Raw genomic sequence first — 26,277 nt, 5'->3', positions numbered from 1 at the left:
ATTCATTTTGCGAATATCTTTAATGATGAGGTGATTGAGTGCCAAGAGGTATTAGGATTTGGAATCCAAATTATTTTCATCACATTGTAATGAGGGGGAACAATCGACAAAGGATTTTCCAGAATGAAAGGGATTTTAATGAATTCTTCAGAGTGCTTTATTATACATATGATAAGTACCCTTTTACTATTGCAGCATATTGTATTATGTCAAATCATTATCATCTACTATTAAAGTCCCCAGAATATCCATTAGGACATGTCATGAGAAGTATCAATCGTCGTTATTGTGATTATTTTAAGAAAAAGTATAAATACACAGGGCATCTTTACGAATCACGCTATTTTTCAAAAATGATTACAACACCAATGTCCCTTTTAAGCGTGAGTAGATATATTCATCGGAACCCAATTAATACGGAAACCCCCATTGTTGTTAAGTTGGAACATTATCCATATAGTAGCTACGCATTAAATAAAAACCCGTTATCACAACCTCTTCCCTTTATAGACACAACTTCATTATTAAGCTGTTTAAAATATCCAAACCTACAAACAAAAGAAGATTATTTTGCATACTGTGAAAATAATATAGATGATAACGACAATAATCTTTTAGCTTATTAAATTGTAGTGAATTGTCAGAATTGTTTGTGTACCTGGTACACAAACAATAAAAAGCTGAACTCCCAAACGAACCGAGTTCAGCTCCTCTACCAAATCTAAAAATAATCAATAAACGTCGGAATCCCGACCGGTAATATATCCTCTAACACCTTAATGATCTCACGATTCCCCTGCAACCGTTCAATTTTCTCTAAGTACCTCGGTCGCTTATAGCCAAGCATCATTGTTACCAATGTTTGAATCGATAAATGAACAGTGATTTCTTCATTTACATCCTCAACCTTCTTGATCGTTACCTTGCCATCTGTCGATTGAATATCATAAGTACCGTTATTCCACTCTACCATACGATCCGTCACAACAAAGCGTATATGGAAATTCGGTTCATCGAAAGGATAGCGTTCTAGGAACTTCTCTACATCGACAATTCGGGCCATAAAATACGGAGAAACTTCTTGAATAATTTCGCTATCTTCCAGCAAAAACGCGACTGGTTCATTTCCGGTCATCTTTCCATAAGCGTTATAAACCATGGATGCATGTGCAGATACGAAATTCCAAATTCCTTTGCGGCCTTCCTCTGTTACATACACAACTTCATCTATATAAAAATTTTCTTCCATTATTCGATAGTACATATATGCTTGTGGTACATCGTCTTCATCGTAATAAACCGCTGCCTGTAACTCAACGTCCGAATCCACGAATTTTTCTTCCCAGTAGTCTTCGTGAAATTTTTCATTCCACGCAATACTATTACGTATCATTGCCCCGTGAGTACGTGCTGCAAAGCGATCATATACGCTGATCAGATCAATACTTTTTGTATCGACCCGTCGAATTTTACCCGGTACTTCTTTATAGTTAGGAAATTGGGAATCTTTCACTCGAAATTCAACTATGTCGCAAATAATTTCCCATCCCTTTTTACGATAATACGGAATTGAAAATGGGAAAAGATACGAAATATAGCGACCTTCATCCCGCATAATCTTCAACGTTTCTTTTATTAACGTGTCCATCAGACCTTGCTTAGAGTATTCAGGATACGTCCCAATTGCTGTAATTCCGCCCATTTCGTAAGGAACACCATAAATATTCACTTGAAAAGGTAGGCTTAAAATTTGCGAAACAAGTTGATCTCCATCAAACCATCCCAATGCGTGTCCTTTTTTGAACTGCCGACTCTTTTCGCTAACGAACCGCCGATCCTTCTTAATCGACATAGACATTTGAAATACATAATTTAGTAAGTCAATGGACTGCCCCATCTCATCCATTCGTATTTCTCTCATCACAAGTCCTTTGCGTTGACTCATTTTTACACCTCGTCATATACATGCTTAATTATATATAGTATGCCTCATTAGTAATTTTTCAGTATTTTCCCATCTCATATTTTTTAGACTTAAAAATGAAAAAATAGCCTTATCACATGAACTGTGTAAGACTATAAACTATTTTTTTATAAACTTTATTACAATACTTTCTTCTTTGAAATAAATTCCACCGATTTGTTTAGCACTGCTCTTCGTAACACTCTTTCTACAAATAACTGTAACTGTTTATTTTGATCATCTAAATTCAAAATCAAGTATTGCCACCCGGGTAGTTTTAAAGTTTGAATAAATCCAATGATTAGTAATTGTATACAATTTTGAGCACTTCGAAATTCCTCTTTTAGAAAGATTGACTTAACAATTATTGTTTGTTTTTCAACCCTTTGAATTATAAACCAACCAATCACTTTCCCATCTAGCTTTACTCCAAGGCTTGATTTTTCTATTTTTTCATCATCATTAAATGGGGAATGATTGTGCGGATACCACTTGCCTTCCCCTCTTAAAACCTCAAGGCGTTCATTCGCTGGAAATAAACCCCACTCAAAAAAGACAAGATGATTATTACTATTAAAATGTTTGTTATAACGTAATTCCTGCATGATTCCATTTCTACTTAGTAGGTAATTAAAGGATTTCGGTCGAAACGAGGTCCAATTATTTTTACGAAGAAGTCCATCCATATAATAAAAGTACTCATTTCGATCGCCATTATATTCAAAATGAATTTGACGAATCTTTTCCACACTCGCGATATCTTCTAATAAATATAAAAACATTTCTTCTAGGCCAGTATTTTTATTCCAATCACTTACAGCAATATAATGAATACGCATTAAAGACAAATCTATATTTTTTTTTGCAATGACAATGCCTGCATACTCCTCTTTACTCCGCGCACCTAGAACCGTAAATTGTTCTGGCGACTCTTCAATCATGTTTTGAACATTCAATGGAATAAAGTTTTCGTAAAAAGAATAATTCGACAAAGCATTTTCAATTGTGATTTTCAAACATCTATCACCCCTATGAATGAAACGAAATAACCTTGAAAATCGGATCGGCTCAGTTTCTTTTCCAAATGAACAAAGGCATCCAAGTAATCTAAACAACGCTTATCTATGTATCGTATGATTACACAATTGAAAATACGACTAAGTAAAAAATTGTAGTAATTTTTCAGAATTGTTTGTGTACCTGGTACCGAAACAATTCTGAATTGTGTGTGTACCTGGCACCGGAACAATTCTGAATTGTGTGTGTACCTGGCACCGGAACAATTCTGAATTGTTCGCGTACCTGCCACCCGAACAATTTCTTTCTAGCAAACAAAAAAGCTATTACACTGAATTGATAGATTTCCAATTCAATGCAATAGCTATTAATTTATAGTTTTGTTAAAAATTCTTGCTAATTTAATTAACGGTCTGTAGTTCTTTCCTGCGAGGCCTATAATTTCTACGAACAGTTCAAGTGCCACTAAGATCACAGTTACTAAAAGAATTGCGCCCCAAATACTTGCCATCGAGAAGATGATTGCAAACAAACCAAACATCGCAGCAATTCCATAAATAATTAATACCGTTTGTCTATGTGAAAATCCGATATCCAATAGACGGTGATGTAAGTGAGACTTATCTGGATCTGACCATTTTTGTCCATTGCGTACACGACGAACAATTGCAAAGAACGTATCTGAAATTGGAACACCTAACATAATAACAGGGATAATGAATGATACCACTGTAATATTTTTAAATCCAAGTAACGAGAATACGGCAATCATAAACCCTAAGAATAGAGCTCCTGTGTCACCCATGAAAATTTTTGCTGGGTGGAAATTAAAGAATAAAAATCCAAGTGTACTACAAGCTAGTAATGCTGCTAACGCCAAAACAAGTGGATTTGGAACGATAATTGCCATGATTGCAATTGTAATTAATGCAATCGTGGAAACTCCAGCTGCAAGACCATCTAGCCCATCGATTAAATTAATCGCATTTGTAATACCTACAATCCAAAGGATCGTTAACGGAATACTTAAATATCCGAAATCCATCATCCCACCGAATGGTAAGTTAATCATTTCAATTTGAATTCCACCGAAAAATACGATAATGAATGCTGCAACTAACTGTCCTAACATTTTCGCTTTTGCAGAAATTTCGTACATATCATCCAAAATACCAGTAATAATAATGACAGTGGCAGCAAGCACGATGGCTAACGTATACTCACTCTCTGGTCGAAGGATTACCAGACCAATTAAAAACGATAGGTATATGGCCAATCCACCTAAACGTGGCATTATACGTGAATGAACTTTTCGATAATTCGGAGCATCAACCGCTCCTATTTTAAACGCTAATCGCTTTACAAGTGGAGTTAGTAAAATTGACGAAATAAACGCCACAATCAAAGACACATAAATCATGTCTGTCCTCCTTAAATCATTTTATATGTACGATTAAACCTTGATTATTATAGCATGGTTATATATAAAAAAATAGCTTTTCTCTATATTTAACACGAAACTGTAAATATATGCTAGAACTCGAACATCTTCTGCAACATGTTGGTAATAATATTTACACAAACGTCACTTACTACAATTAGTTTTCCCGTACGATATGTAGTCATACTAAAAAAAGTTTGATAGAATAACTTAGTGTCTACCATATTATAGTTAGACAATATAAAGGAGCGTAAGCAAAAATGTTTTCATTATTTAATCGAAATAAAGAAAAAACTTCCTATAGAGAATTAAAACGTTATTATAAAATCGTCAATCAAATTAATCAATTAGAAGATACTTATACTTCAATGACAGATGATGAATTAAAAAACATGACTGTAAAATTTAAAGAACGACTAGCAAATGGAGAAGATCTTACTCAAATTATTCCAGATGCTTTCGCTGTTGTACGCGAAGCTTCAAAACGCGTATTAAACATGCGTCACTTTGATGTGCAGTTAATTGGTGGGCTTGTCCTCACTGAAGGAAACATATCTGAGATGGCTACTGGTGAAGGTAAAACGTTAGTTGCTTCACTTCCTACATACGTTCGCGCCCTTGAAGGTAAAGGTGTGCATGTAATTACAGTGAATGATTACTTAGCGAAACGAGATTTTGAATTAATTGGTCAAATTCACCGTTTCTTAGGTCTAACTGTCGGATTAAATATACCAATGATGGAACAAAACGACAAGAAAGACGCATATAATGCAGACATTACATATGGTGTCGGAACAGAATTTGGTTTCGACTATTTACGTGACAATATGGCTCGTTCAATGGAGGAAAAGGTTCAAAGACCTTACCATTTTGCCATTATTGATGAAGTAGACTCTGTTTTAATTGACGAAGCGAAAACTCCGCTTATTATTGCAGGGAAAATGTCATCTAACGAAGATCTTCACCGCATAGCAGCTCGTCTTGCACAACGTTTCAAACAAGATGAAGACTATGACTTTGATGAAGAAACAAAGGCTACTTCCCTTACAGATCAAGGTATTGAAAAAGTTGAGGCTGCTTTTGGAGTAGACAATCTTTACGATTTAGATCACCAAACGTTATATCATTACGTGATTCAAGCAGTACGTGCACACGTGATGTTCCAACGCGATGTTGATTACATTGTTAAAGATGACAAAATTGAACTTGTAGATATGTTTACAGGCCGAATTATGGAAGGCCGTACATTATCAGATGGTTTACACCAAGCAATTGAAGCAAAAGAAGGCGTTTCAATTACAGAGGAAAATAAATCTCAAGCACAAGTTACAATTCAAAACTATTTCCGTATGTACCCTAAATTAGCTGGTATGACAGGAACGGCGAAAACTCAAGAAAAAGAGTTCCTAGAAGTATATGGAATGCGTGTTATTCAAATTCCAACAAACAGACCAAAAATTCGTATCGACCAACCGGATATGATCTTTGAAACAACACATGCAAAATACCAATTTGTAGCTGAAGAAGCAAAAAGCAGACATGAGAAAGGTCAACCTGTACTAATCGGTACAACTTCCATCCTACAATCAGAAAAGGTTGTAAAATATTTAGATAAATACAAACTTCCATATCAACTGCTAAACGCGAAAACAGTAGAACAAGAAGTTGAATTAATTTCTGAAGCTGGACAACGAGGTCGAATTACTGTTGCTACGAATATGGCTGGACGTGGTACGGATATCGTTCTGGGTGAAGGTGTACCTGAACTAGGGGGACTTTACGTAATCGGAACAGAAAAACACGAAAGCCGTCGTATCGATAATCAATTACGTGGACGTTCTGGTCGTCAAGGGGACCCAGGTGAAAGTCGTTTCATTCTTTCTATTGAAGACGATATGTTCCGCCGTTTCGCAAAAGACGTTGTTGAGAAATTCAAAAAGAAAATGGTTGTTGATAATACAAAACGCATTCAAAACAGTGATGTATCAGAACTTATCGAACGTACACAACGTATCGTCGAAGGCGCACACTACTCTATGCGTGAATACAACTTAAAACTAGACGATGTCATTAATGACCAACGTCGAGTAATTTATAACTTGCGTGACAGCATTTTAAAACGCGACGATATTATGAACCATTTGGAGAAAATGCTCCAAGAAACAATCGATTTTGCTGTTCGTGAAAATGCTCCTGAAGAAGTAAATCCAATTGAGTGGGATTTTGAAACGATTGAGCGAACAATTAATTCACTTTATTTAACACCTGTAACTTTAGATCGTGAAATAAATAAAATTAAAACAATTTTCAATGAAATTGAGCCAGGTCACATTGAATTACTAGAATATATTAAGCACTTTGAAGAAGACGAAAGAATGATGGAATTTATTCCAAGAGTTATGTTAACCTTTATTGATAGTATGTGGGTGAAGCATCTAGAACAAATGGCGCATTTAAAAGAAGGTATCGGATTGCGTCGTTACCAACAAGAAGATCCTATGAGAATCTATCAACGTGAAGGATTAGAATTATTCGGTAGAAACTACCAAGAGCTTCGTCGTGGAATCATCGAACAAATCGTTGGGTTCATGAAATCCCTAAAAGAAACAAATCAGGAGGAGTAATTATGGGCTTATTTGATTTATTTAAAAAGACGGACAAAGTCGGAAAAGACAGCGCCATCGATTCAAAAGAAATTATTAAAGATGTAAAAGAAACAAACACCAACAAACAAGTGGTGACAAAACTTTCCTACCATCCTGATTGGCAAGTACCACAAGAACAAAAGTATATTTTTAACTTTTTAGCAAACGAATTAGAACCATTAAAACCAAACCAACTTTCATTAGCTGCTATTAACATTGATGTAAATCAACGCACTGGCGCTTGGGACGTAAAGGCATTCTTCCGTAATTCATTACCAAAAGCAATTGAGTTAGGTGAAATGGGACTTTATTTACTAGATAAAGACGGAAAAGTTATCGCTTCTAAAACGTTTAACATGAAAGAACTAGGCTCAATTCCAGCAGAAAGTGCACGCCCTTGGGTATTCACTTTCGAAAAAAATACACTTCAAGTGGACGAGCTACCAGAAGAAGGCTGGAAAATTGCCTTTAACTTAGTTTCTTTACGTGGCCATCAGTTAGACCTTGATGATTCATGGAAAAACAAACTATCAGAAGACCAAATTAAACAATTAGAAAAAATCGTAAAAGACCTACCGAAATTAGGCAAAACAGAAGTCAACTTCACAGGCTTCCAAATTAAATTAATGGATGACCAAAGTTTAGCGGTTTCTATTTTATTACGTAACGGTAATGAAAAATCTGTAAACCTAGAACAATTACCTTTAGAAATTTACGATGCAAATCAAAAACAAATCGCTAAAGGTTACTTTAAACTAGATCCAGTTCTATCAATCCAACCAAACTCAACAAAACCTTGGACATTCATCTTCCCTAAAGAAATGGTCAATGCCGAGGATGCAGATCTTAGCAGCTGGACACCACGAGTGCCGCAGAAATAATAAAGCAAAGCATAGAAAAACCCGATGCGGTTTTTCTATGCTTTTTATTTTTTAGGTTACAGTGTGTGTGATTACGTGCGAGTTTTGGTATTTTATGAGCGACTTTCCCTATCTTACGAGCGGTATTTCATTACTTACGGGCACTTTTTCTGTTGCTTGCAATTTCATGAAGTTTACTTGCGAATTCGGGGATCTTATTTGCGAAAATAACTTGTTTATTTGCGAATTTATACACTCTATTTGCGATTTTGCTGTTACTTGCGAGTTTACTATATTTACTTGCGATTTCAGGGATCTTATTTGCGATATTAATTAGTTTATTTGCGAATTTTCTCACTCTATTTGCGGTTTTGTTGTTACTTGCGAGTTTACTATATTTACTTGCGATTTCGGGGATCTTATTTCGATATTAATTAGTTTATTTGCGAATCTATACACTCCATTTGCGATTTTGCTGTTACTTGCGAGTTTACTAAATTTACTTGCGAATTCGGGGATCTTATTTGCGAAAATGACTTGTTTATTTGCGAATTTACACACTCTATTTGCGAGTTTGCTATTACTTGCGAGTTTACTAAATTTACTTGCGAATTCGGGGATCTTATTTGCGAAAATGACTTGTTTATTTGCGAATTTACACACTCTATTTGCCGATTTTGCTGTTACTTGCGATTTTGCTGTTACTTGCGAGTTTACTATATTTACTTGCGATTTAGGGTATCTTATTTGCGAAAATAACTTGTTTATTTGCGAATTTACTCACTCTATTTGCGGTTTTGCTGTTACTTGCGAGTTTACTAAATTTACTTGCGAATTCAGTTATCTTATTTGCGAAAATGACTTGGTTATTTGCGAATTTACACACTCAATTTGCAATTTTGGCATTAGTTAATGCTAAAAATTCACCAACTATATGTTAAACACTTCATTAACCTTCCATCCCCACTACCAATATCCATTTCCTCCATAAAACTATATAAGCATAACGATTGAAAAACTATGAATCTCCCGTTATACTTTAATAGTATCTTGATTTCAAGATAATTAAATACGAGATAAAAAGGAGTTATATACATCATGACTAACGTGCTTATTATTAAAGCAAATAACCGCCCTGATGGCGTTTCAACTAAAATGTACGAAACTTATTTAGAGGAAGCTCGCAAAGTAGAAGGTTTAAACATTACTACTTTTGACTTGTTCGAAGAAGATATGCCTTATTTTGGCCAAGATCTATTTAATGCTTTTGGTAAAACTCAAAATGGTGAAGAATTAACTGACATTGAGTCACGCCTATTAACAGCAAAACAAAAAGCAATGGACGTTTTAAGTGCTGCTGATGTGGTAGTAATCGCATTCCCAATGTGGAATTTAACGGTTCCTGCAAAACTGCATACTTACATTGACTATATCTATCAAGCTGGCTTCACATTCAAATACACTGAAGACGGACAAGCTTTACAATTAATGACAGACAAAAAATTCGTTGTGTTAAACGCTCGTGGCGGAATTTATTCAACACCTGAAGCTCAACCAATGGAAATGGCTGTAAACTTTGTTAAAAATGTTTTCGGTGGGGTTGCTGGTATGTCTCTTCTTGATGAAGTGATTATCGAAGGTCACAATGCTAAACCGAATGAAGCTGAAGCAATTATTGCTGAAGGTATGGAACGCGTGAGAGCATCTGTACAAAAATTAGTAACTGTTAATACGTAATAAAAAATGAGAGTCGACCAGTAAAGTCGACTCTTTTTTATGATTCTGCAGTTGTTCCATTTACAGTCTGTAAAACATTGCCTACATTTGCGATTCGTTTTGCACCAATGTAGCGTGCCCCCCAATACTTCGGGTCATCCAAATCGGTCACACTTACCCCATAATCACTTTGAGAATGAATGAATTGACCGTTTCCAAAGTAAATTCCTACGTGGGAAACACCATTTCCTAGTGTATTAAAAAATACAAGGTCGCCTGGTTGTAATTGATCCTTCGTGACAGATTCGCCCACTTCATAGAGTAATGAAGTAGTTCGGGGTAAATCAATGCCTAAATCAGAAAATACTTTTATAACATAACCAGAGCAGTCAAAACCACTCGTCGTTGTTCCTCCCCAAACATATGGTATATTTAAATACTGTTGGGCAGTTTCTCTTAATTCGTCGGAAGTAAAATCAATTTCTTCTGCGCTTGCAGCTTTATTATAATCAATAGTTATTAGAAAAGTGATGGTTGTAATAAAAGTCATTCGTAAGATTAACTGTTGCTTCATGTAAACCTCCAAATTCCAAGCATCGTATTTTTTACTATCTTAGCATGTGTAAAATTGTGTCAATATAACGTTACAGTTTTGTAACAAATATATTACAAAATACGACAACTCCATCATTCTACCCAAAAGTAACTCGATTAATCCTTCCGATTAATTCAACATACCAATAAAGACTACTACAAGAAACTACCCCCTCCAAATACAAGTATTATCAATTAATAGAATATTGATAGACTAAATTACACAATTATCAGTCAAGGTACAATAAGATTTTTTCGAATATTTGTAACATTTAATATCAAATTTCGACATAAATCGCTAAAAAGTTGATAAAACTATTTTAATTATGAGAAAACTATGATAGAATCCTAACTTGTACACAACTTTTAGGGACTTTATTTTCAGAAAGTTTCAACAACTTAAAAAATTACAACAAAGAGAGGTTATCACATATGAAATTTTTTAAAGAAAACCTTCCTGTAGGATTTATGCTATTTGCATTATTCTTAGGAGCAGGAAATATTATATTCCCACCTTTATTGGGACAACAAGCTGGATCAGAGTTTATCCCGGCAATGATTGGGTTTTTAATTACTGGCGTTGGGTTACCGTTAATGGGAATCGTCGCAGTTGCATTAAACGGTGGAGATTTACAACAAGTTGCTAGTCGAGTGAGTCCAGCGTTTGGAATTATCTTCACTGCAGTCGTTTACTTATCGATTGGGCCACTGTTTGCGTTTCCTCGTACTGGTGCAGTAGCTTTCGAAATCGGTGTTGCACCATTCGTAGCGGCAGAATCTCAAGCGAGCTGGATTCCATTATTCGTAACAACAGTAATCTTCTTTGGAGTCGTACTGTTCTTATCCTTAAACCCAAGCAAAATTATTGACCGTGTAGGTAAAGTATTAACACCATTATTATTATTAGTTATCGTTCTACTAGCAGTGAAAGCATTCATTACACCTATTGGTCCGATTGGAGACGCTCAAGGTGCTTATACTTCACAAGCATTTGGTAAAGGATTTACTGAAGGTTATTTAACATTAGACGTATTAGCATCACTAGTGTTCGGAATTTTAATTGTTCAATCTTTAGCAGCAAAAGGAATTAAAGACCGCGCAAGACAAGTTAAAATGACTATCAACGCGGGATTAATCGCTGCACTAGGACTAGCATTCGTTTATATCTCATTAGGATACATTGGTGTAACAAGTCCAAGCGTTACTGGTTATTTAAATGATGGCGGTAGTATTATTGCTCAAGCATCTCAAATTCTTTATGGTAATGCCGGAAATATTATTTTATCTGCAGTAATCATTTTAGCTTGTTTAACAACAGGGATTGGCTTAGTGTCAGCCAATGCAACGTTCTTCAATAAGCTATTCCCGAAACTTTCTTATAAACTTTTAGTTGTTGTATTCACATTATTTGCATTCGTAGTTTCAAACGTTGGTTTAGCGAACTTAATCACAATTACGTTACCTGTATTAATGTTCATTTACCCACTTACAATCGTTTTAATGTTATTAGTAATGTTCGATAAATTATTTGATCGTCGTCCAATTGTTTATACGTTACCATTAATCGTTACAGCATTCGTTGGACTTTACGATGGACTAAGTACAGCAGGTATTAAAGTTGAATGGTATGGAAAGATCATCAATTCATTACCATTAGCAGAACAAAGCTTAGGTTGGTTAGTTCCGGCAATTATTGCCCTTGCAGTTGGATGGTTGATTCACCTATTAACAAAATCAAGCTATCAATTAAAAATGAGTACGAAATAGTATCTTGAAACTCTTCTATTTTGCATATATTGCAAGATAGAGGAGTTTTTATTATGGGGGAGTTTTTTCATGAAAAAATGGATGAACTGGAAAGTAGTTTTCATTGTGCTTGGCTCTATTTTGTTGCTTGTAACGGGTTATGGTATTTATCTATATAATGAAGTCCGTTCTACTTTTGACGCGATTCACGAACCGTTAGTGATCTCTTCTAAGGCTCCGGAAGATAATTATAAAATTAGCGAGGTTAGTTCGAATGAACAACCATTTCAACAAGAGCAGCAAAATGAAACAGAAACAGCGAAACCTATAACAGTTCTCCTACTCGGTATCGACACCGATCAATCCAAAGGCCGCGCAGATACGATTCTTGTTTTGACATTAAATCCAGCACAGGATGCTATGAAAATTTTAAGTATTCCAAGAGATACGTATACAGAGATTGTAGGTTTTGATTTTGAAGATAAAATTAACCACTCTTACGCTTTTGGCGGCGTCGAAACTTCCCTTTTAACCGTTGAGAATTTATTAGATATTCCGATTGATTATGTCGTTTCAGTCAATATGAAAGGGTTTGTCGAAATGGTGGATATCGTTGGTGGAGTTGAAGTCGTGAATGACATGGACTTTACTGTCGACGATTACCACTTCCCAGAAGGAACAATCACCCTTTCCGGTGAAGAAGCCCTCGTCTATGTACGTATGCGAAAAGAAGACCCCCTTGGTGATTTTGGAAGACAGATGAGGCAAAGAGATGTTTTGGAGAGTATTTTTAATAAAGCCGTGTCCTTTAATTTAGTCTGGCAAGCTCCAAGTATATTAAAAACAATTAGAGAAAATGTGCAAACGAATCTTACTTTCGATGAAATGATAGAGTTTCAAAGTACTTATAAGTCAACTTTAGATAATATAGAGCATTTGAAATTTTCTCAAGGCGATGGACGTATTGAAGAAGACGGGATATGGTATTATTTTTTAAATGAAGATGAGCTACAAGATGTGCGTGAAGTACTTCAAAAATCACTAATGTAAGATTAATAAAAACTAGATTAAGTAGAATTATTCACGTTTATAAAATGTGAGAAAAGCTTTTATAGACGTAAGCTTAAGTAGAATACACTTTACCTGAGTAGGCTGCGTAATCATTTTTTATTCAAACGTTATCCTCTATTTTCGACAGTTAACTGGAGAATCTTGAACTTTTGTCTAGATAATCACCCTTTCTTGACAATACTCCAGTAATTCCAGAATTTTCGTCTAAATAATTACCTGTTCTCGACAAGTCTCCGGTAATTCCAGAATTAATGTCTAAATAGTCTCCCTTTCTTGACAAGTCTCAGATGATTCCAAGATTTTTGTCTAAATAGTCTCCCTTTCTTGACAGTTTTCCGGAAATTTCAGAATTTATGTCTAAATAATCACCTGTTCTTGACAAGTCTCCAGCAATTCCTGAAGTTTTGTCTAAATAATCACCTGTTCTCGACAAGTCTCCGGTAATTCCAGAAGTTTTGTCTAAATAATCACCTGTTCTTAACAAGTCTCCAGCAATTCCTGAAGTTTTGTCTAGATTCGAAATCACTATAAATAATAAAACCCCCAAACCAACTCACTCCCTTAGTGAATTAATCTGGGGGTAGCCGTGCACACTCAACAGGAAAAAGCGTACACTCACCTTTTATTTTAAATTCTTCGCTCTTTCAGTAAATAAATCCATTTGATCCATACTTACGTAATCATTAACGCCAAACAATCCGTAGCCAACACCAAGTGTTACTTTGTTTGATGATAAGATTGACACGTGTTCATATGCCCAATGATTTGATGGAACATCATTGAATTGTTCTACATCACCTGTTTGCTTTAAACCAAAAGCAACGACTAAAACTTTTGCAATTTCACCGCGCGTAATTGGTGCATTTGGATTAAATTCTCCATTTTCATTACCTTCAAATACGCCCATTTTGTTTAATGCTGTTGCAGCTCCAGCATAGTCAGCCGAGCTACTCACATCTGGAAATGGTGAATTTGTATTCGTAGTGTCTAATCCAAGGGCTTTCGCTAATTCCACTGCAATTTCACCGCGTGAAGCAAATTGTTCTAAGTTTACTGTTTCAGCTTTCACTTGTTCTACTTGCTCATTTGTAAAGTTAGTTACACGTTTTGCGCCAACATATTTATTTCCCCAGTAGTAAGGGTCATTGATGCTATCTACTGCTACACCTCTACTTGTTGTAGCAGAAACAAATTTGCCGCTTCCAATGTATATTCCTACGTGAGAGATTCCTCTTCCTGATGTGTTAAAGAAGACTAAATCGCCAATTTGTAAGTTGCTTTTAGATACTGCCGTACCTTGTGCATATTGTGCACTTGACGATCTAGCAAGGTTAACTCCTAGTTTTGAAAATACTAATTGGGTATAAGCGGAACAATCAATTCCGTATGTAATGGATGTGCCTCCATATTTATATGGTGCTCCTATGTATGATAAAGCTGTTTTCGTTAAGTCTGATGGGCTTGCAGCTTCGGTTTCGTTGATACCAAGGCTAGAAAAAATCATGAATGATGCAAATACTGGTAGTAGCCATTTCTTTTTCAATACTTCTCTCTCCCTCTAATCAAAACATTAATAGTTATCTAGTAGTTATCTGTTTTTTATCTATTCTAAGACTATCATAGAAAAGAGAGTAATAACTTTTCATTCTTATTACTATTCGTCGAATTGGTTTAATAAGAAAATCTTGCTATTTCGAGCTAATTGGTGCATAAACAACAATTTACCAATTTCACCAAACATATTTGTAATTTGGTCGTAATAAACTATGAATTATTTTCCACTACTTCCAGGGGAAATTAATTAGCATTTACAATAAATTTCCACATATACATAAAAAGAGAAGGTATAAAACCTTCTCCCTGAAACGTTCATATATAAGAGTTCTGAAAGGATCCAATCATCAATCTGTGCAGGAATTAATGATTAGCTTGAACTACATGTTAAGAACTACGTTAAATTAATTTTCTGTAAGCTTTTCGATAAACTCGCTTAATTGCTCTTTTGAAACTAAGTCATCGATCCCGTATTTACCGTCACCAATTCCTTGTGTAATATCGTTAGAAGCTAAAATCGAAACAAAGTCATGTGCCCAATGAGTTGTTGGGACATCTTTAAATTCGACAGCTTCACCTGATTGAGTTAAACCGAAAGCATTTACTAATACTAATGATAACTCACCGCGAGTCATCGGTGACCCTGGGTTGAATTTTTTCTGTTCATCGCCAATGAAAATTCCTTTTTTATAAAGAGCGTTAACCGCACCAGCATATTTGTCAGATGGTTTAACGTCAACAAATGGACTATTTGTATCAGATGTATCTAAACCAAGTGTTTCAGCAAGAATCAATGCCACTTCACCGCGAGATGTATAAATGCTAAAGTCAACACTTACACTTTTCACTTCTGCTTTCGCTACTTCTGCCTTAGCCTCTTCTACTTCTTCAGCAGTGAAATCAGCTACACGCTTAGCACCAACATATTTTGAACCCCAGTAATAAGGATCGTTAATTGAGTCAATGGCAACACCACCATCTGTTGTAGCAGAGATAAACTTGCCATCGCCAATATAGATTCCTACATGGGAGATACTTCTACCATTTGTATTAAAGAACACTAAATCTCCAGCTTGTAAATCGCTTTTTGCCACTGAAGTTCCAACATTAAATTGTTCTGAAGATGAACGTGGTAAAGAGATCCCAAACTTTGAGAAAATATATTGAGTATAAGCAGAACAATCAATTCCTGATGTAATTGAAGTTCCACCATATCTATAAGGCGCCTTTAAATATTGTTTAGCTGTTGAAGTTAGCTCTTCTACTGATGCTGCTTCTGCATTCATAGCACCTATCCCTGAAAATAACATAAAAGATGCGAATACGGGGATTAACCATTTTTTCTTCTGCACATTAAACTACTCCTTCCAGTAACCTCTCTTTAGCTATTAATAGATTATCATAAAAATCCTGGAAGTTATTTTTCAATTATGTAACGTTTTTACTATAAAATAGAAAGTGCCGAATTTCTTGGTAATACTAGAAATTCGGCACTTTATAAGAAAATTTTAGAAGAAATATTTCAATCTTGTAATACTTTTGTAACATATAGCGCTACTATATTACATTTATTATTCATTATTTCGAAAGAATATCTACAGGATAATAATTTATTTTATAAAACATTGCGCAATAGCGGTTGTTTCCTTATTACGTACTTGAAAACATTTGAACCCAATAATAGTTACCATTGTCATCTTTGGTAATTCCGACTCCAATGTTTGTATAACTATCCCTTAACATATTCTCACGATGGGAAGGAGATTCCATCCAAGCATCTACTACATCTTTAGGCGCTTGGAAGTTTCTAGCTATATTTTCACCCAAACTTGTATATTCATAATCAAATAAAGTCGCTAAATCCCAAGGGTAGCCATAATAAGGAGATTTGTGTTCAAAATAATGACGTTTAACCATATCTTTCGCTTTAATAATCGCCAGTTGATTTAACAACATATCTAGCTCCAGTGGCGCCACACCAAATTTTTCTCTTTCAATATTGACATAATGCACTACCTCATCAGCCCAGTTAATGAACTCATTTTTTGTAGAGATATACTCTTTAGACAAATAATCGTAAGTAATTTCCAAATGATTCACTTTATGACTAAACTCTTGTGCTCTACTTATGAAGGTTGCTAATTGAGCTCTTGTTACGTGATCATTTGGAGAATACGTAGTTGCTGATGTTCCTTGGATGATGTCTACATCTGCTAACGATTCGATCGTATGCTTTGCCCAGAAAGAGTCTTTGTAATCTTTAAACGTCGATTTATTTTGCTGATCTACTTCCACTTGAAAGGCACGTGATATCAAAACTGCTACTTCTGCTCTAGTTAAAGGTTCATCTGGACGAATCAAATCGTCATTTTGGATAATACCTAGTTCCGCCAGTTTTCTTATTTCATTAAAATAACAATGAGAAGTTGAAACATCCTCTGCAATTAACTGGAATTCTGAATCTAATGAAACTCCTAATACTTTCGTAATTACTTTAGCAGCTTCTCCCCTAGTAATAATTTCATTTGGTAGAAATTCACCATCTTCATAGACTTCCATATACCCTTGATTGACAACATTTAAAATAGGGTTTGTCCCCCAAAAATGTAGAGAAATATCATTTATCAATTCAAATTCGTTAGAAGTATTAGTTTGTTTACACAAATCATTTTTAGTTTCTGCTGAAGCATTGATCATACACAATTGAAATACAAAGAATAGAACAACGAATAAAGAAGAACCTATTTTTTTCAAAATGCAACTTCCTCTCAGGTATATTTTCCGCATAAAATCCTTATTCTTTGGGGCATTTATAAACTAAAACTATGTATCTCATAATCTATTTATCTCTAATATATACAAGCATGACTCAATTTATACTATTAGATTTCAATTGTGTAAATTATGATATTTTTCCAAATATTAACTCCTTTATTCATTTAAACAGATAAATCGACAAATTAAAATATATTTCTAATTTCTATCAAAAATAATGTGAAAGGACTATAATATTAGTACAAAGATTGAGAGGTGTTGACATATGAAGAAAGTCTTTCCTTCTCTTTTCATAGCGTTTTTCATATTGTTGTTGCCACTACATACTTACGCAGCAACACTCGATGAAGTTAAAACAATTATAGAAAATGACTATGTTGGGGAAATTAACGGCAACTTAGAGACTGCCACGTCTATTAGTGAAATGATGGAGATGTTAGATCCACACTCCACTTACTTTACAAAAGAAGAATATGAATCCTTTGTAAATTCAATAGATAATACGACAGTCGGAATTGGGGTTGTTATTGAAAAGCATGAAAAAGGGATTTTAATTTTAGATGTAGTTAAAAATGGAAGTGCATCTAAAGGTGGAGAGGTTGAAGTTGGGGATATTATAACTGAGGTCAATGGGCAACCTACAAAAGATTTGACTATAGAACATGCCTCATCTTTAATAACTGGAGCAGAAGGTACGATTGTTTCTTTGACTCTATTAAAAAAAGATGGAACTACAAAAAATGTTACCATTCCGAGAAAGCCTTTTTCAGTTGAAAATGTTTCTACTAAATTATTATATGGAAATGTTGGGTATATCCAACTCAATTCCTATAGTTCAAATGGAGTTTCAGAGGTAAAAGAAGCCTATCAATCTTTAGTTTCAAAAGGTGCTACTTCATTTATATTAGATTTACAAAATAACGGCGGGGGCTATGTTTCTACAGCAGAAGATATTATCGGATTATTCCCTGGGGCAAAAAATGCCTATAAACTAAGAATTTCTGAAGGTATATATACAGCACCAGCTTCATATCAAGCTATTCAATTCCCAGAGAATACTAGAGTGCTAGTAAATCGATTTAGCGCAAGTGCTTCAGAAATGACAGCAGCTGCATTACTTGATCAAAATGCAGGCATTCTTTACGGTGAACAAACTTACGGTAAAGGATCAATGCAATCATTCTATCAACTAAGTGATGGGAGTTACTTAAAGTTAACTGTTGGTGAGTTTTACGGTCCAAACGACACTGTTGTAAATAATATTGGCGTAAAACCACACAAACTTACCGAATCAAATCCTGTTTACTTAGCGCACTATGATAGTATTGTGGAACATTTGCAAGGTTACGCGAAACTTAATGATTTATTAAACGTGCCGACAACTAAAAAGTTTACTATTAACTTTACCAAACCAGTCCAACTGCCTAATGATCCGAATGCAATTGAACTAGTTAAATTAGGTGGGGATCCAGTAGAGATTACACCTACACTAAGTGAGGATGGTAAGCATATTGTCGTTACCCCAAAAAATCCACTACAACCTGGTTCACAATATATTTTATTAATCCATCCTACAATCCAAGATACGGATGGAAGAAACTTGAAGAGTGGTTACTATTTAAAGACAACAGTTCAATCGAATAATGGTAATTAATGTTGAATATATTTACACTATGTAAATAGTAAAAACCTGCTAGAAATTTAATCTACCTTCATTGTTGGTAGATGATACTCTAGCAGGTTTTCTTTTATTAAGCCGTAACAACGGCGTCTTCTTTTGCAAAATAAATTGTCACAAGCTCTTCAGCTAATTGTTCAGGATTCGTGTTCTCTAGTAGAAGTGAAGATAGTGTTAATCTTTCTATTGAACCTATTAAACTTTGAATTAAGATGTGTATGGATACATCTTGTTTTTGTAACGATTTTAAATCGTTTTCTAAAATCGATTTAAATTTTTGTGGTAGTACTTCTGTAACAAATTCCACATTCGATTCATTTAACCCAATTTTCGCCAAATGTGGGTTAGTAGCAAAATAAGTAAATAGTCTAGATAAAATTACTTGAAACGTTTGCTTACTATCTTGAAGCTGTTGATACTCGCTCACTGTTTCGTCAATAATTTGTTCAAGATTTGTATGAAATTCCTTTAAAAGATCTTTATATAATGCCTCTTTACTTTCAAAGTATAAATAGTATGTTGGCTGTGTTACATGTGCAGCCTTAACAATATCACTAATTTTCGTTTGGAAATATCCATTCTCAGAAAATAGTTCAATTGCTTTTTCCCTTAAGAGCTTCATACTTCTTTCGCCACTTGAATTCACTTTTCTTCCTCTAGCCATAATTTCCCGCCTTATTAAAAAATATGTATCTCTTATTTTTCTATAATAATAAGTATATTATACCCTATGATTTTATAAAATCTAAAAATATGCCTAGGAAAAAGGAATATTTTACATAATCGACAAACACTGCACATAATTATAGTATTTTTCTCATAAAAAGAACAAAAGCTATTCACAAAACACGCTAGTAGGCTCATATTAAATTTATTCCGAAGCGTTATTTATAAAATATATGAGTTCTTTGATTTATATCGATCATAAATAATTACAGTCTTATAGGTAATTTGTAATAGGTAATTTATTCGTGTTTGATATGATGTTTCTCTTGAGAATATTTTTCTGAAAACACAATTAATTCATTCTACCATTTCACTAATTGAAAATTAAATAATTAGCATTATCGAGCAAAGTGATTCCCAAATTTACAAACTACTAAAATTAAGTTAATATGTACTTAATATTTTTAACTGAATATTTACAATACATGAGGTGAATATATTTGTCATTCATTAATAGTTTAAAGAAACATCACCTTTTTTTTATTTTCTCAATTATTTTCCTTTTAAAACTATTCTTTGTAAGGATCCTATTATTTGATAGTTTTAATATATTTCAAACGTTTTTCGTTGAGATTGGGTATTTCTTAATTATTTTTGGATTAATTGAGTTAATGAAATCAGAAAGAGTTAAGTTTATTCTGTATGTCATAATCGATTTGATTGTATCGATTTTATTGCTGGCTGTCATACTTTATAAAAACTACTATGGCTATATTGCGACAGTTTACGCCTTTGGTCTTATCAATCAAGTAGGTACGGTTCAAGAAAGTGTTCTTTCATTATTTAATCCGATTTATTTGCTTTTATTTATAGACTTTTTACTTTTAATCGTTTTTGTTTTTGTGAAAAAGAGATTTTCTCAACTTAACGACGGTAATAAAAGCATTAAATTTATTCTCGGAACGATTATAGTTGGGATAGCATTAATTAGCACAAACTTATTGATGCACAAAGGTGAACAGATTGCGGATTCTGTCATTGCAGCAGAAAAGCAAGGGATTTTTAACTATCAAGTGTTTGCAGTGATTAATAAAAATGCAAATCAAAATTCATTGACACCGGATGAACTTGCTATGTTGCCGGATTCGATTGCGGATTTAAAAGAAGTTTCTGTTATTCCTGAGGAGCAATTAAAATTTGCAGGGATTGCGGAAGGAAAAAATGTCATTTCTGTTCAAGTGGAGGCATTACAGGACTTCACGATTGGTTTAGAGATCGATGGCCAAGAAGTAACGCCATACTTAAATGAATTATTAAAAGATAGTATTTACTTCCCGAATGTTTATCAGCAAATCGGACCTGGAAATACGTCAGATGCTGAATTTATCTTTAACACATCACTATATCCAAATGCTTGGACAGCGACATCTGAATCTTTCTCAGATCGGGCTATCCCAAGTTTACCAAAACTGTTGAATAAGCTAGGCTATACGAGCTTCACTGCTCACGCAAACGATGTATCGTTTTGGAACCGGGAAAATTTATATCCGGCGTTAGGCTTTGATAAATACTATGATATTAAGTTCTTTGGCCAAGAAGATGTCATTAGCATCGGACCTTCTGACGAAGTTCTATACTCAAAACTAGTACCGGAATTGAAAAAGATGCATGAACAAGGCCAAAACTTTTATGGCCAATTTGTTACTTTATCAAGTCATCATCCATTTAAAATTCCAGATACAAAAGAAGTAATTACCCTTCCATCTAAATTTGATGGTAGTATTGTTGGAAATTACTTGAAATCTGTGAACTACGCAGACTTTGCTTTAGGAAAGTTTGTTCAGGATTTAAAAGATGAAGGCATGTGGGAAGATACAATCTTGATTGTTTACGGCGATCACTTTGGATTACATCCTACGAGCGTAACAGAAAATGACATAAGTCTGTTAAATGATTTAATTGGACATGAATATCATTACCACGATCAATTTAACATTCCGTTTATTGTAGCCGTAGGAGATCAATCCTATGGTGAAATCATTAATACAATTGGTGGTCAAATTGATATTCTACCAACCGTGGCGAACATGTTGAACTTATCATTAGATAACTTTGTTCACTTCGGACAGGATTTAGTTAACCATCCTGATAATTTATTGGGAATGCGATATTACATGCCAATCGGTTCCTTCTTTAATAACGAAATATCCTTTAAACCAAAAGAAGAGTTTGAGGATGGAGATGCTTATGATGTTTATACTAATGGACGAATTAGAGACTACTCAGCTTTTGAAGAAGATTATGATCGAATCTTAAAGCTCATGAAGTATTCTGATTTGTATATGAATAGTTTACCGAAGCGTGAGCATTCGGAGATGTTGGAGCGGAATTAGGTTGTTGAAGTGAAAGTGCTTGCTACTAGCAGGCACTTTTTTCTTTGAAGTTTTACGAAATTCGGTACTAGGTGAAACCAATTTCTTCAAAACAACTAGTCTTAGAAGACATTTGTTCTAGATTTCTTCCATGTTTTATCCTTTAGAGCGCTTATTAAAGACATTTCTTTCAGATTTCACCTCAGTTTTGTCCTTTAGAACACCTATAAAGGACACTTCTTCTAGAATTCTCCTCTGTTCTGTCCCTTAGAACACTCATTAAAGACATTTCTTTCAGATTTTATCTCCGTTTTGTCCTTTAGAACGCTTATTAAAGACATTTCTTTCAGATTTCACCTTGGTTTTGTCCTTTAGAACACCTATTAAAGACATTTCTTTCAGATTTTATCTCCGTTTTGTCCTTTAGAACACCTATTAAAGACATTTCTTTCAGATTTTATCTCCGTTTTGTCCTTTAGAACGCTTATTAAAGACATTTCTTTCAGATTTTATCTCCGTTTTGTCCTTTAGAACGCTTATTAAAGACATTTCTTTCAGATTTCACCTCGGTTTTGTCCTTTAGAACACCTATAAAAGACATTTCTTCTAGAATTCTCCTCTGTTTTGTCCTTTAGAACGCCTATATAAGACACTTCTTTTGATTTTATCTCCGTTTTGTCCTATTGAACGCTTAAAAAATGCATCACATCTAATCTCCACAAAAAAACCACAAATCATCACGATTTGTGGCTCTTCCATAATTACTATTGTTTCACATACTCAATAACTTCCGCGCAGATTGCGTACATTTCTTTGAATGTTAGTTCATGATTATCTGAAGAGATATTTGAAGCAACGTCCGCACTAATAATGTTCGCATCGATTAAGCCTTGCCAGCTTGGCGTGCCCGCGTTTTCAATAAATAACTCTGTTAGAACTGCTGTCACATCTTCAAGCATCAGAGGTCCGTTCTCTTTCGCGAATTCAGTTGCATGGATTCCCGTTAACTTCGTACCGAATGCATCATCAATTCCCGGATTTGCACGTTCAATCGCACCTTTTAGCATGTTAATAAAACTATGTCTTGTAGACGCTTCATCTACTCTTAAATCATTTGTATATCCACCAACTACAAGTCCGTAGTTAATTAATGTTTGAACTGATTCATCAAACCATTCACCTTGGTATGGATAAGTTGACTCTTTATGTTCAACAAACGCACCTTGTTCAGTTAATAAAGTACGTAAATATTCGATTTGACCTTCGTCCTGACTTAATTCTCTAAATGAGATATCGTGACCGATTGCAATCGTTGCGGCAACACCTGCTGCTTCACCAGTAACCATCCCTGTTGGAACGACACGAGCACTACCAGCAGCTAAAGACGAAAATCCTGCCGAACGACCAACAACTAGTAAGCCTTCAATTTCTTTTGGTACTAACGATCTAAATGGAATTGCATATTGCTTAGGATCAGATAAAACATAACCATAATCTTGTGGTGTTTGTGCTTGTACATCTACTGGATAAGCGCCGTAACCGATGTTATCCCAATGATCTCGGTTCGTCCAAACGTCCGCCATTGAAAGTTGGTATTCTGCCCAAATATGTCTTGTTTCACGTACGTATAACTCTGTTGGGAAACTTGCAATTTTTGCATCTTCAAAGCCAGGGAATTCTTTTTGTAAGTAAGCTAAAATATGCTCTGTTTCACGCTTCCCTTTTTCAATCGCTTCTTTTTTCGATTCTGAGTCTAGTCCATTAATTCCGAAAATTTGTAACGCGTTAATATAATAATCGTTGTCAATTTTCACTAAGTTTAAGCCACGTAAACGTGTATTTTCTTCGACTGGTTGATAATCATAATGTAAATCTGAGAATCCCCATGCAACAGAATTTGTTACTTCAGCTGGACCAAATTTTTCTGACTTCGCTGTTTCTCTTACTCTGTCCCAATTTACATCATTTAAATGAATCATTAACGTAACGGCCATCTTTTTGTCTTTAATGCCAATGTCTTCTCCACCTACAAAGTATGGAACCTTTGACATTGCTGCAAATTCAGCATCTTGTGTAGCATCGATAAACGCTTTCCCGCTAATTTTAAATTCACCGTGTTCATTTTTTACTTTTACACCAATCACAGTATTACCTTCCATGATGGGTTCCATCACTTCAGTATTCGCTGATAATGTAAGATTCTTTTCCTCATCAACTAACTTCTTAAAAGCAGCTTTTGCTTGTTCAATTCCAAAAGCATTGCCGCCACCAACAAGTGCATGCCACTCTTCGTATATCCCGCGGCTTACTGATTTTCCATCTTCACCTTGTGGAATATCTAAGAAATTTAACATTCCATATGTAAATAAACCACCAAGCTCTGCACGACTTTCAATTAATAATGTCTTCGCACCATTTCTCGCAGCAGAAACAGCAGCTGCTACACCTTCTGGTTCTCCACCAATTACGATGACATCGTATTCTTCATTAAACTCACTTACTGCATCCGGTTTCTCATAAGGTATTGGCTCTGAGGTAACAACTGGATCTTTTAAGTTTTTGTAAACATAAAATCCGACAAAGCCTACTGCAAATACAAAAACGAATGCTGTAATTATTAGGAATATTTTACTTTTCGACATAATTTCCTCCATAATCTATCATTTGACGCAAACTATCTTCTATTCTACCATGTAAATTGATATTATTAAACGAGGTGATACTAATGAAAAAAGCACAATTAAATGAATTATATATAACGAGAGCGTTAGCAATCTTAGGTGTACTAATTGTTCACGCTACTTCGTACACTTTCGCGGAACTTAGTAACACTTCGACATTATATGGCGTTTATAGTTTTGGTAATACATTCTTTCGTATTGGTACAACAACGTTCATCTTTCTAAGTAGTTTTGTACTTTTTTACTCATATTATCATCGACCAACTACAGCAAGTTTAATCGGAAATTTTTATAAGAAGCGATTTTTATATATTATCCTGCCTTATGTTTTGTTTACGATCGTTTACTTTTATATTAACAGTTACCATATTTTTGCTCCCATTTTAACAACGAGTGAAATAGTAAGTGAATTTCTTTACCAACTTTCTCAAGGGAAAGCGGCAGCTCACTTATATTTTGTTTTTATAAGCATTCAATTCTATATTTTATTCCCAATCCTTTTACTAGTGTTCAAGCGTTATCCAAAATTAGTGAAACATACGTTTTGGATTGGATTTGCTTTACAATGGATTTTTGTCATTTTGAACAAATATTATTTCCAATTAGATAAAGGCAATCTAGCAATCTCTTATTTTAGTTTTTATTTTATGGGGATTTTCTTTGGGGTTTATTTTGATCGAATTAAAGCATTCCTTACCGTTAAACGAAATCAGTTATTCACAACAAAAATAGGGTGGCTCACAATTTCACTATGGCTATCATGGATTGTCATTTCTAGTATTAATGTCACAATTAACTATTTTAGTAGAACCGTTTATGGGTTTTATTTAAATTCTTTAATATTTGAATTAGTATGGAACTTGCATACAATTTTATCGGCCATTGTTCTACTACAAGCTTCATTTGTAATCTATCGAGTGTTCCGACCAAAAGTTGTTAATACCTTGATGCACCTAGGGGTTGTATCCTTTGGTGTTTACTTAATTCATTTACTCATTTTAAACTATGCTCATCAATTTATACCGACATATGGAAAACCGATCCTTTATCACCTTTCCATTGTTGCCGGCTTCCTACTTAGCTTGTTTGTTTCATGGTTAGTAGTCCACTTAGTCATGAAACATTTCAAATGGTCATGGATAATCTTTGGTGCCGGACCTAAAAAGATGCCAATAAAATCAGAAGCAACTGAACCTAGCATTGATTTACCAAGCTCTGAAGAGACCAAAACAAAAGAACTAGTTTACAAATAAATCCAACTCGAACTTCCCGCTCAGGCGGGAAGTTCTTTTTCATTCCAAATTGTGTGAGAATTGTGTGTGTACCTGGTACCCAAAAGATTCTGAATTGTTTCTGAATTGTATGTGTACCTGGTACCCAAAAGATTCTGAATTGTTTTTGAATTGTGTGTGTACCTGGTACCCGAAAGATTCTGAATTGTTTCCGAATTGTGTGTGTAACTGGTACCCGAAAGATTCTGAATTGTTTCTGAATTGTG

General features: G+C 34.6%; 19 protein-coding genes. 9 read left to right on the top strand and 10 right to left on the bottom strand.

Annotated features, from left to right (window positions below; genetic code table 11):
- The first annotated feature begins 38 nt into the window (after positions 1-38).
- The gene (locus tag CRO45_RS00835; RefSeq protein WP_097147730.1) at positions 39-626 is read left to right on the top strand and encodes a transposase; all 588 of its coding nucleotides are present in this window, start codon (positions 39-41) and stop codon (positions 624-626) included.
- Positions 627-721: 95 nt separating this feature from the next.
- On the opposite strand, the gene CRO45_RS00830 is transcribed toward CRO45_RS00835, so the two are convergent.
- The 3 genes from CRO45_RS00830 to CRO45_RS00820 form a co-directional block, all read right to left on the bottom strand.
- Positions 722-1,945: a GNAT family N-acetyltransferase gene (locus CRO45_RS00830; protein ID WP_097147729.1), complete on the bottom strand. Its 1,224-nt coding sequence runs from the start codon at positions 1,943-1,945 to the stop codon at positions 722-724.
- A 158-nt stretch (positions 1,946-2,103) separates the two neighbouring features.
- Positions 2,104-2,979 carry a hypothetical protein gene (locus CRO45_RS00825; protein ID WP_097147728.1) on the bottom strand — a complete coding sequence of 292 codons (876 nt, stop codon included), beginning with the start codon at positions 2,977-2,979 and terminating at the stop codon, positions 2,104-2,106.
- 368 nt (positions 2,980-3,347) lie between these two features.
- Entirely contained in the window at positions 3,348-4,400 is a 1,053-nt protein-coding gene (locus CRO45_RS00820; RefSeq protein ID WP_097147727.1) for a glycosyltransferase family 4 protein, read from the bottom strand.
- A gap of 281 nt (positions 4,401-4,681) precedes the next feature.
- Between CRO45_RS00820 and secA2 the strand changes: the two genes are divergently transcribed.
- From secA2 to CRO45_RS00800, 3 genes are all read left to right on the top strand, one after another.
- On the top strand, positions 4,682-7,045 hold the full coding sequence (gene secA2, locus CRO45_RS00815; RefSeq protein ID WP_097147726.1) for an accessory Sec system translocase SecA2: 2,364 nt from the start codon (positions 4,682-4,684) through the stop codon (positions 7,043-7,045).
- Positions 7,046-7,047: 2 nt separating this feature from the next.
- Positions 7,048-7,947 carry an accessory Sec system S-layer assembly protein gene (locus CRO45_RS00810; RefSeq protein ID WP_097147725.1) on the top strand — a complete coding sequence of 300 codons (900 nt, stop codon included), beginning with the start codon at positions 7,048-7,050 and terminating at the stop codon, positions 7,945-7,947.
- A gap of 1,077 nt (positions 7,948-9,024) precedes the next feature.
- Positions 9,025-9,663, top strand: a complete 639-nt coding sequence (locus CRO45_RS00800) for an FMN-dependent NADH-azoreductase (protein ID WP_097147723.1) — start codon at positions 9,025-9,027, stop codon at positions 9,661-9,663.
- Positions 9,664-9,700: 37 nt separating this feature from the next.
- Here CRO45_RS00800 and CRO45_RS00795 read toward each other — a convergent pair whose 3' ends face one another.
- A complete protein-coding gene (locus CRO45_RS00795) occupies positions 9,701-10,216 on the bottom strand; it encodes a C40 family peptidase (protein WP_235864498.1) in 516 nt (171 codons plus the stop codon).
- 452 nt (positions 10,217-10,668) lie between these two features.
- Between CRO45_RS00795 and brnQ the strand changes: the two genes are divergently transcribed.
- A complete protein-coding gene (gene brnQ / locus CRO45_RS00790) occupies positions 10,669-12,003 on the top strand; it encodes a branched-chain amino acid transport system II carrier protein (RefSeq protein WP_097147722.1) in 1,335 nt (444 codons plus the stop codon).
- Positions 12,004-12,072: 69 nt separating this feature from the next.
- Positions 12,073-13,032, top strand: coding sequence for an LCP family glycopolymer transferase (locus tag CRO45_RS00785; protein WP_235864497.1), 960 nt, complete (start codon positions 12,073-12,075; stop codon positions 13,030-13,032).
- Between the two features lie 304 nt (positions 13,033-13,336).
- Here CRO45_RS00785 and CRO45_RS00780 read toward each other — a convergent pair whose 3' ends face one another.
- The 4 genes from CRO45_RS00780 to CRO45_RS00765 form a co-directional block, all read right to left on the bottom strand.
- A complete protein-coding gene (locus CRO45_RS00780) occupies positions 13,337-13,600 on the bottom strand; it encodes a hypothetical protein (RefSeq protein ID WP_097147721.1) in 264 nt (87 codons plus the stop codon).
- Positions 13,601-13,675: 75 nt separating this feature from the next.
- Positions 13,676-14,596 (bottom strand): C40 family peptidase, encoded by a 921-nt coding sequence (locus CRO45_RS00775; RefSeq protein WP_097147720.1) that lies wholly within the window; start codon positions 14,594-14,596, stop codon positions 13,676-13,678.
- 415 nt (positions 14,597-15,011) lie between these two features.
- Positions 15,012-15,917 (bottom strand): C40 family peptidase, encoded by a 906-nt coding sequence (locus tag CRO45_RS00770; RefSeq protein WP_097148079.1) that lies wholly within the window; start codon positions 15,915-15,917, stop codon positions 15,012-15,014.
- Between the two features lie 340 nt (positions 15,918-16,257).
- Positions 16,258-17,361, bottom strand: a complete 1,104-nt coding sequence (locus CRO45_RS00765) for a CAP and S-layer homology domain-containing protein (protein WP_170949373.1) — start codon at positions 17,359-17,361, stop codon at positions 16,258-16,260.
- A 286-nt stretch (positions 17,362-17,647) separates the two neighbouring features.
- Here CRO45_RS00765 and CRO45_RS00760 point away from each other — a divergent pair, with 286 nt between their 5' ends.
- Positions 17,648-19,036, top strand: coding sequence for a S41 family peptidase (locus tag CRO45_RS00760; protein WP_097147718.1), 1,389 nt, complete (start codon positions 17,648-17,650; stop codon positions 19,034-19,036).
- Between the two features lie 97 nt (positions 19,037-19,133).
- On the opposite strand, the gene CRO45_RS00755 is transcribed toward CRO45_RS00760, so the two are convergent.
- Positions 19,134-19,724, bottom strand: a complete 591-nt coding sequence (locus CRO45_RS00755) for a TetR/AcrR family transcriptional regulator (protein ID WP_097147717.1) — start codon at positions 19,722-19,724, stop codon at positions 19,134-19,136.
- Positions 19,725-20,397: 673 nt separating this feature from the next.
- On the opposite strand from CRO45_RS00755, the gene CRO45_RS00750 reads away from it, so the two are divergent.
- On the top strand, positions 20,398-22,119 hold the full coding sequence (locus CRO45_RS00750; protein ID WP_141400309.1) for an LTA synthase family protein: 1,722 nt from the start codon (positions 20,398-20,400) through the stop codon (positions 22,117-22,119).
- Between the two features lie 743 nt (positions 22,120-22,862).
- Here CRO45_RS00750 and CRO45_RS00745 read toward each other — a convergent pair.
- Positions 22,863-24,740, bottom strand: a complete 1,878-nt coding sequence (locus CRO45_RS00745; RefSeq protein ID WP_097147715.1) for an FAD-dependent oxidoreductase — start codon at positions 24,738-24,740, stop codon at positions 22,863-22,865.
- 83 nt (positions 24,741-24,823) lie between these two features.
- Between CRO45_RS00745 and CRO45_RS00740 the strand changes: the two genes are divergently transcribed.
- Positions 24,824-26,032, top strand: coding sequence for an acyltransferase (locus tag CRO45_RS00740; protein ID WP_097147714.1), 1,209 nt, complete (start codon positions 24,824-24,826; stop codon positions 26,030-26,032).
- Positions 26,033-26,277 lie beyond the last annotated feature (245 nt).

The sequence above is a fragment of the Ureibacillus acetophenoni genome (assembly GCF_900220965.1).
Classification (GTDB): Bacteria; Bacillota; Bacilli; order Bacillales_A; family Planococcaceae; genus Ureibacillus; species Ureibacillus acetophenoni.
This window is presented reverse-complemented; position numbering and strand designations above follow the sequence as displayed.

Excerpts from the sequence above, each read along its gene's own strand:
- CRO45_RS00800 (WP_097147723.1), top strand. The coding sequence starts at position 9,025 with ATGACTAACGTGCTTATTATTAAAGCAAATAACCGCCCTGATGGCGTT.
- brnQ (WP_097147722.1), top strand. The coding sequence starts at position 10,669 with ATGAAATTTTTTAAAGAAAACCTTCCTGTAGGATTTATGCTATTTGCA.
- CRO45_RS00785 (WP_235864497.1), top strand. The coding sequence starts at position 12,073 with ATGAAAAAATGGATGAACTGGAAAGTAGTTTTCATTGTGCTTGGCTCT.
- CRO45_RS00740 (WP_097147714.1), top strand. The coding sequence starts at position 24,824 with ATGAAAAAAGCACAATTAAATGAATTATATATAACGAGAGCGTTAGCA.
- CRO45_RS00810 (WP_097147725.1), top strand. The coding sequence starts at position 7,048 with ATGGGCTTATTTGATTTATTTAAAAAGACGGACAAAGTCGGAAAAGAC.
- secA2 (WP_097147726.1), top strand. The coding sequence starts at position 4,682 with ATGTTTTCATTATTTAATCGAAATAAAGAAAAAACTTCCTATAGAGAA.
- CRO45_RS00795 (WP_235864498.1), bottom strand. The coding sequence starts at position 10,216 with ATGAAGCAACAGTTAATCTTACGAATGACTTTTATTACAACCATCACT.
- CRO45_RS00770 (WP_097148079.1), bottom strand. The coding sequence starts at position 15,917 with ATGTTATTTTCAGGGATAGGTGCTATGAATGCAGAAGCAGCATCAGTA.
- CRO45_RS00745 (WP_097147715.1), bottom strand. The coding sequence starts at position 24,740 with ATGTCGAAAAGTAAAATATTCCTAATAATTACAGCATTCGTTTTTGTA.
- CRO45_RS00830 (WP_097147729.1), bottom strand. The coding sequence starts at position 1,945 with ATGAGTCAACGCAAAGGACTTGTGATGAGAGAAATACGAATGGATGAG.
- CRO45_RS00760 (WP_097147718.1), top strand. The coding sequence starts at position 17,648 with ATGAAGAAAGTCTTTCCTTCTCTTTTCATAGCGTTTTTCATATTGTTG.
- CRO45_RS00755 (WP_097147717.1), bottom strand. The coding sequence starts at position 19,724 with ATGGCTAGAGGAAGAAAAGTGAATTCAAGTGGCGAAAGAAGTATGAAG.
- CRO45_RS00820 (WP_097147727.1), bottom strand. The coding sequence starts at position 4,400 with ATGATTTATGTGTCTTTGATTGTGGCGTTTATTTCGTCAATTTTACTA.
- CRO45_RS00750 (WP_141400309.1), top strand. The coding sequence starts at position 20,398 with ATGAAATCAGAAAGAGTTAAGTTTATTCTGTATGTCATAATCGATTTG.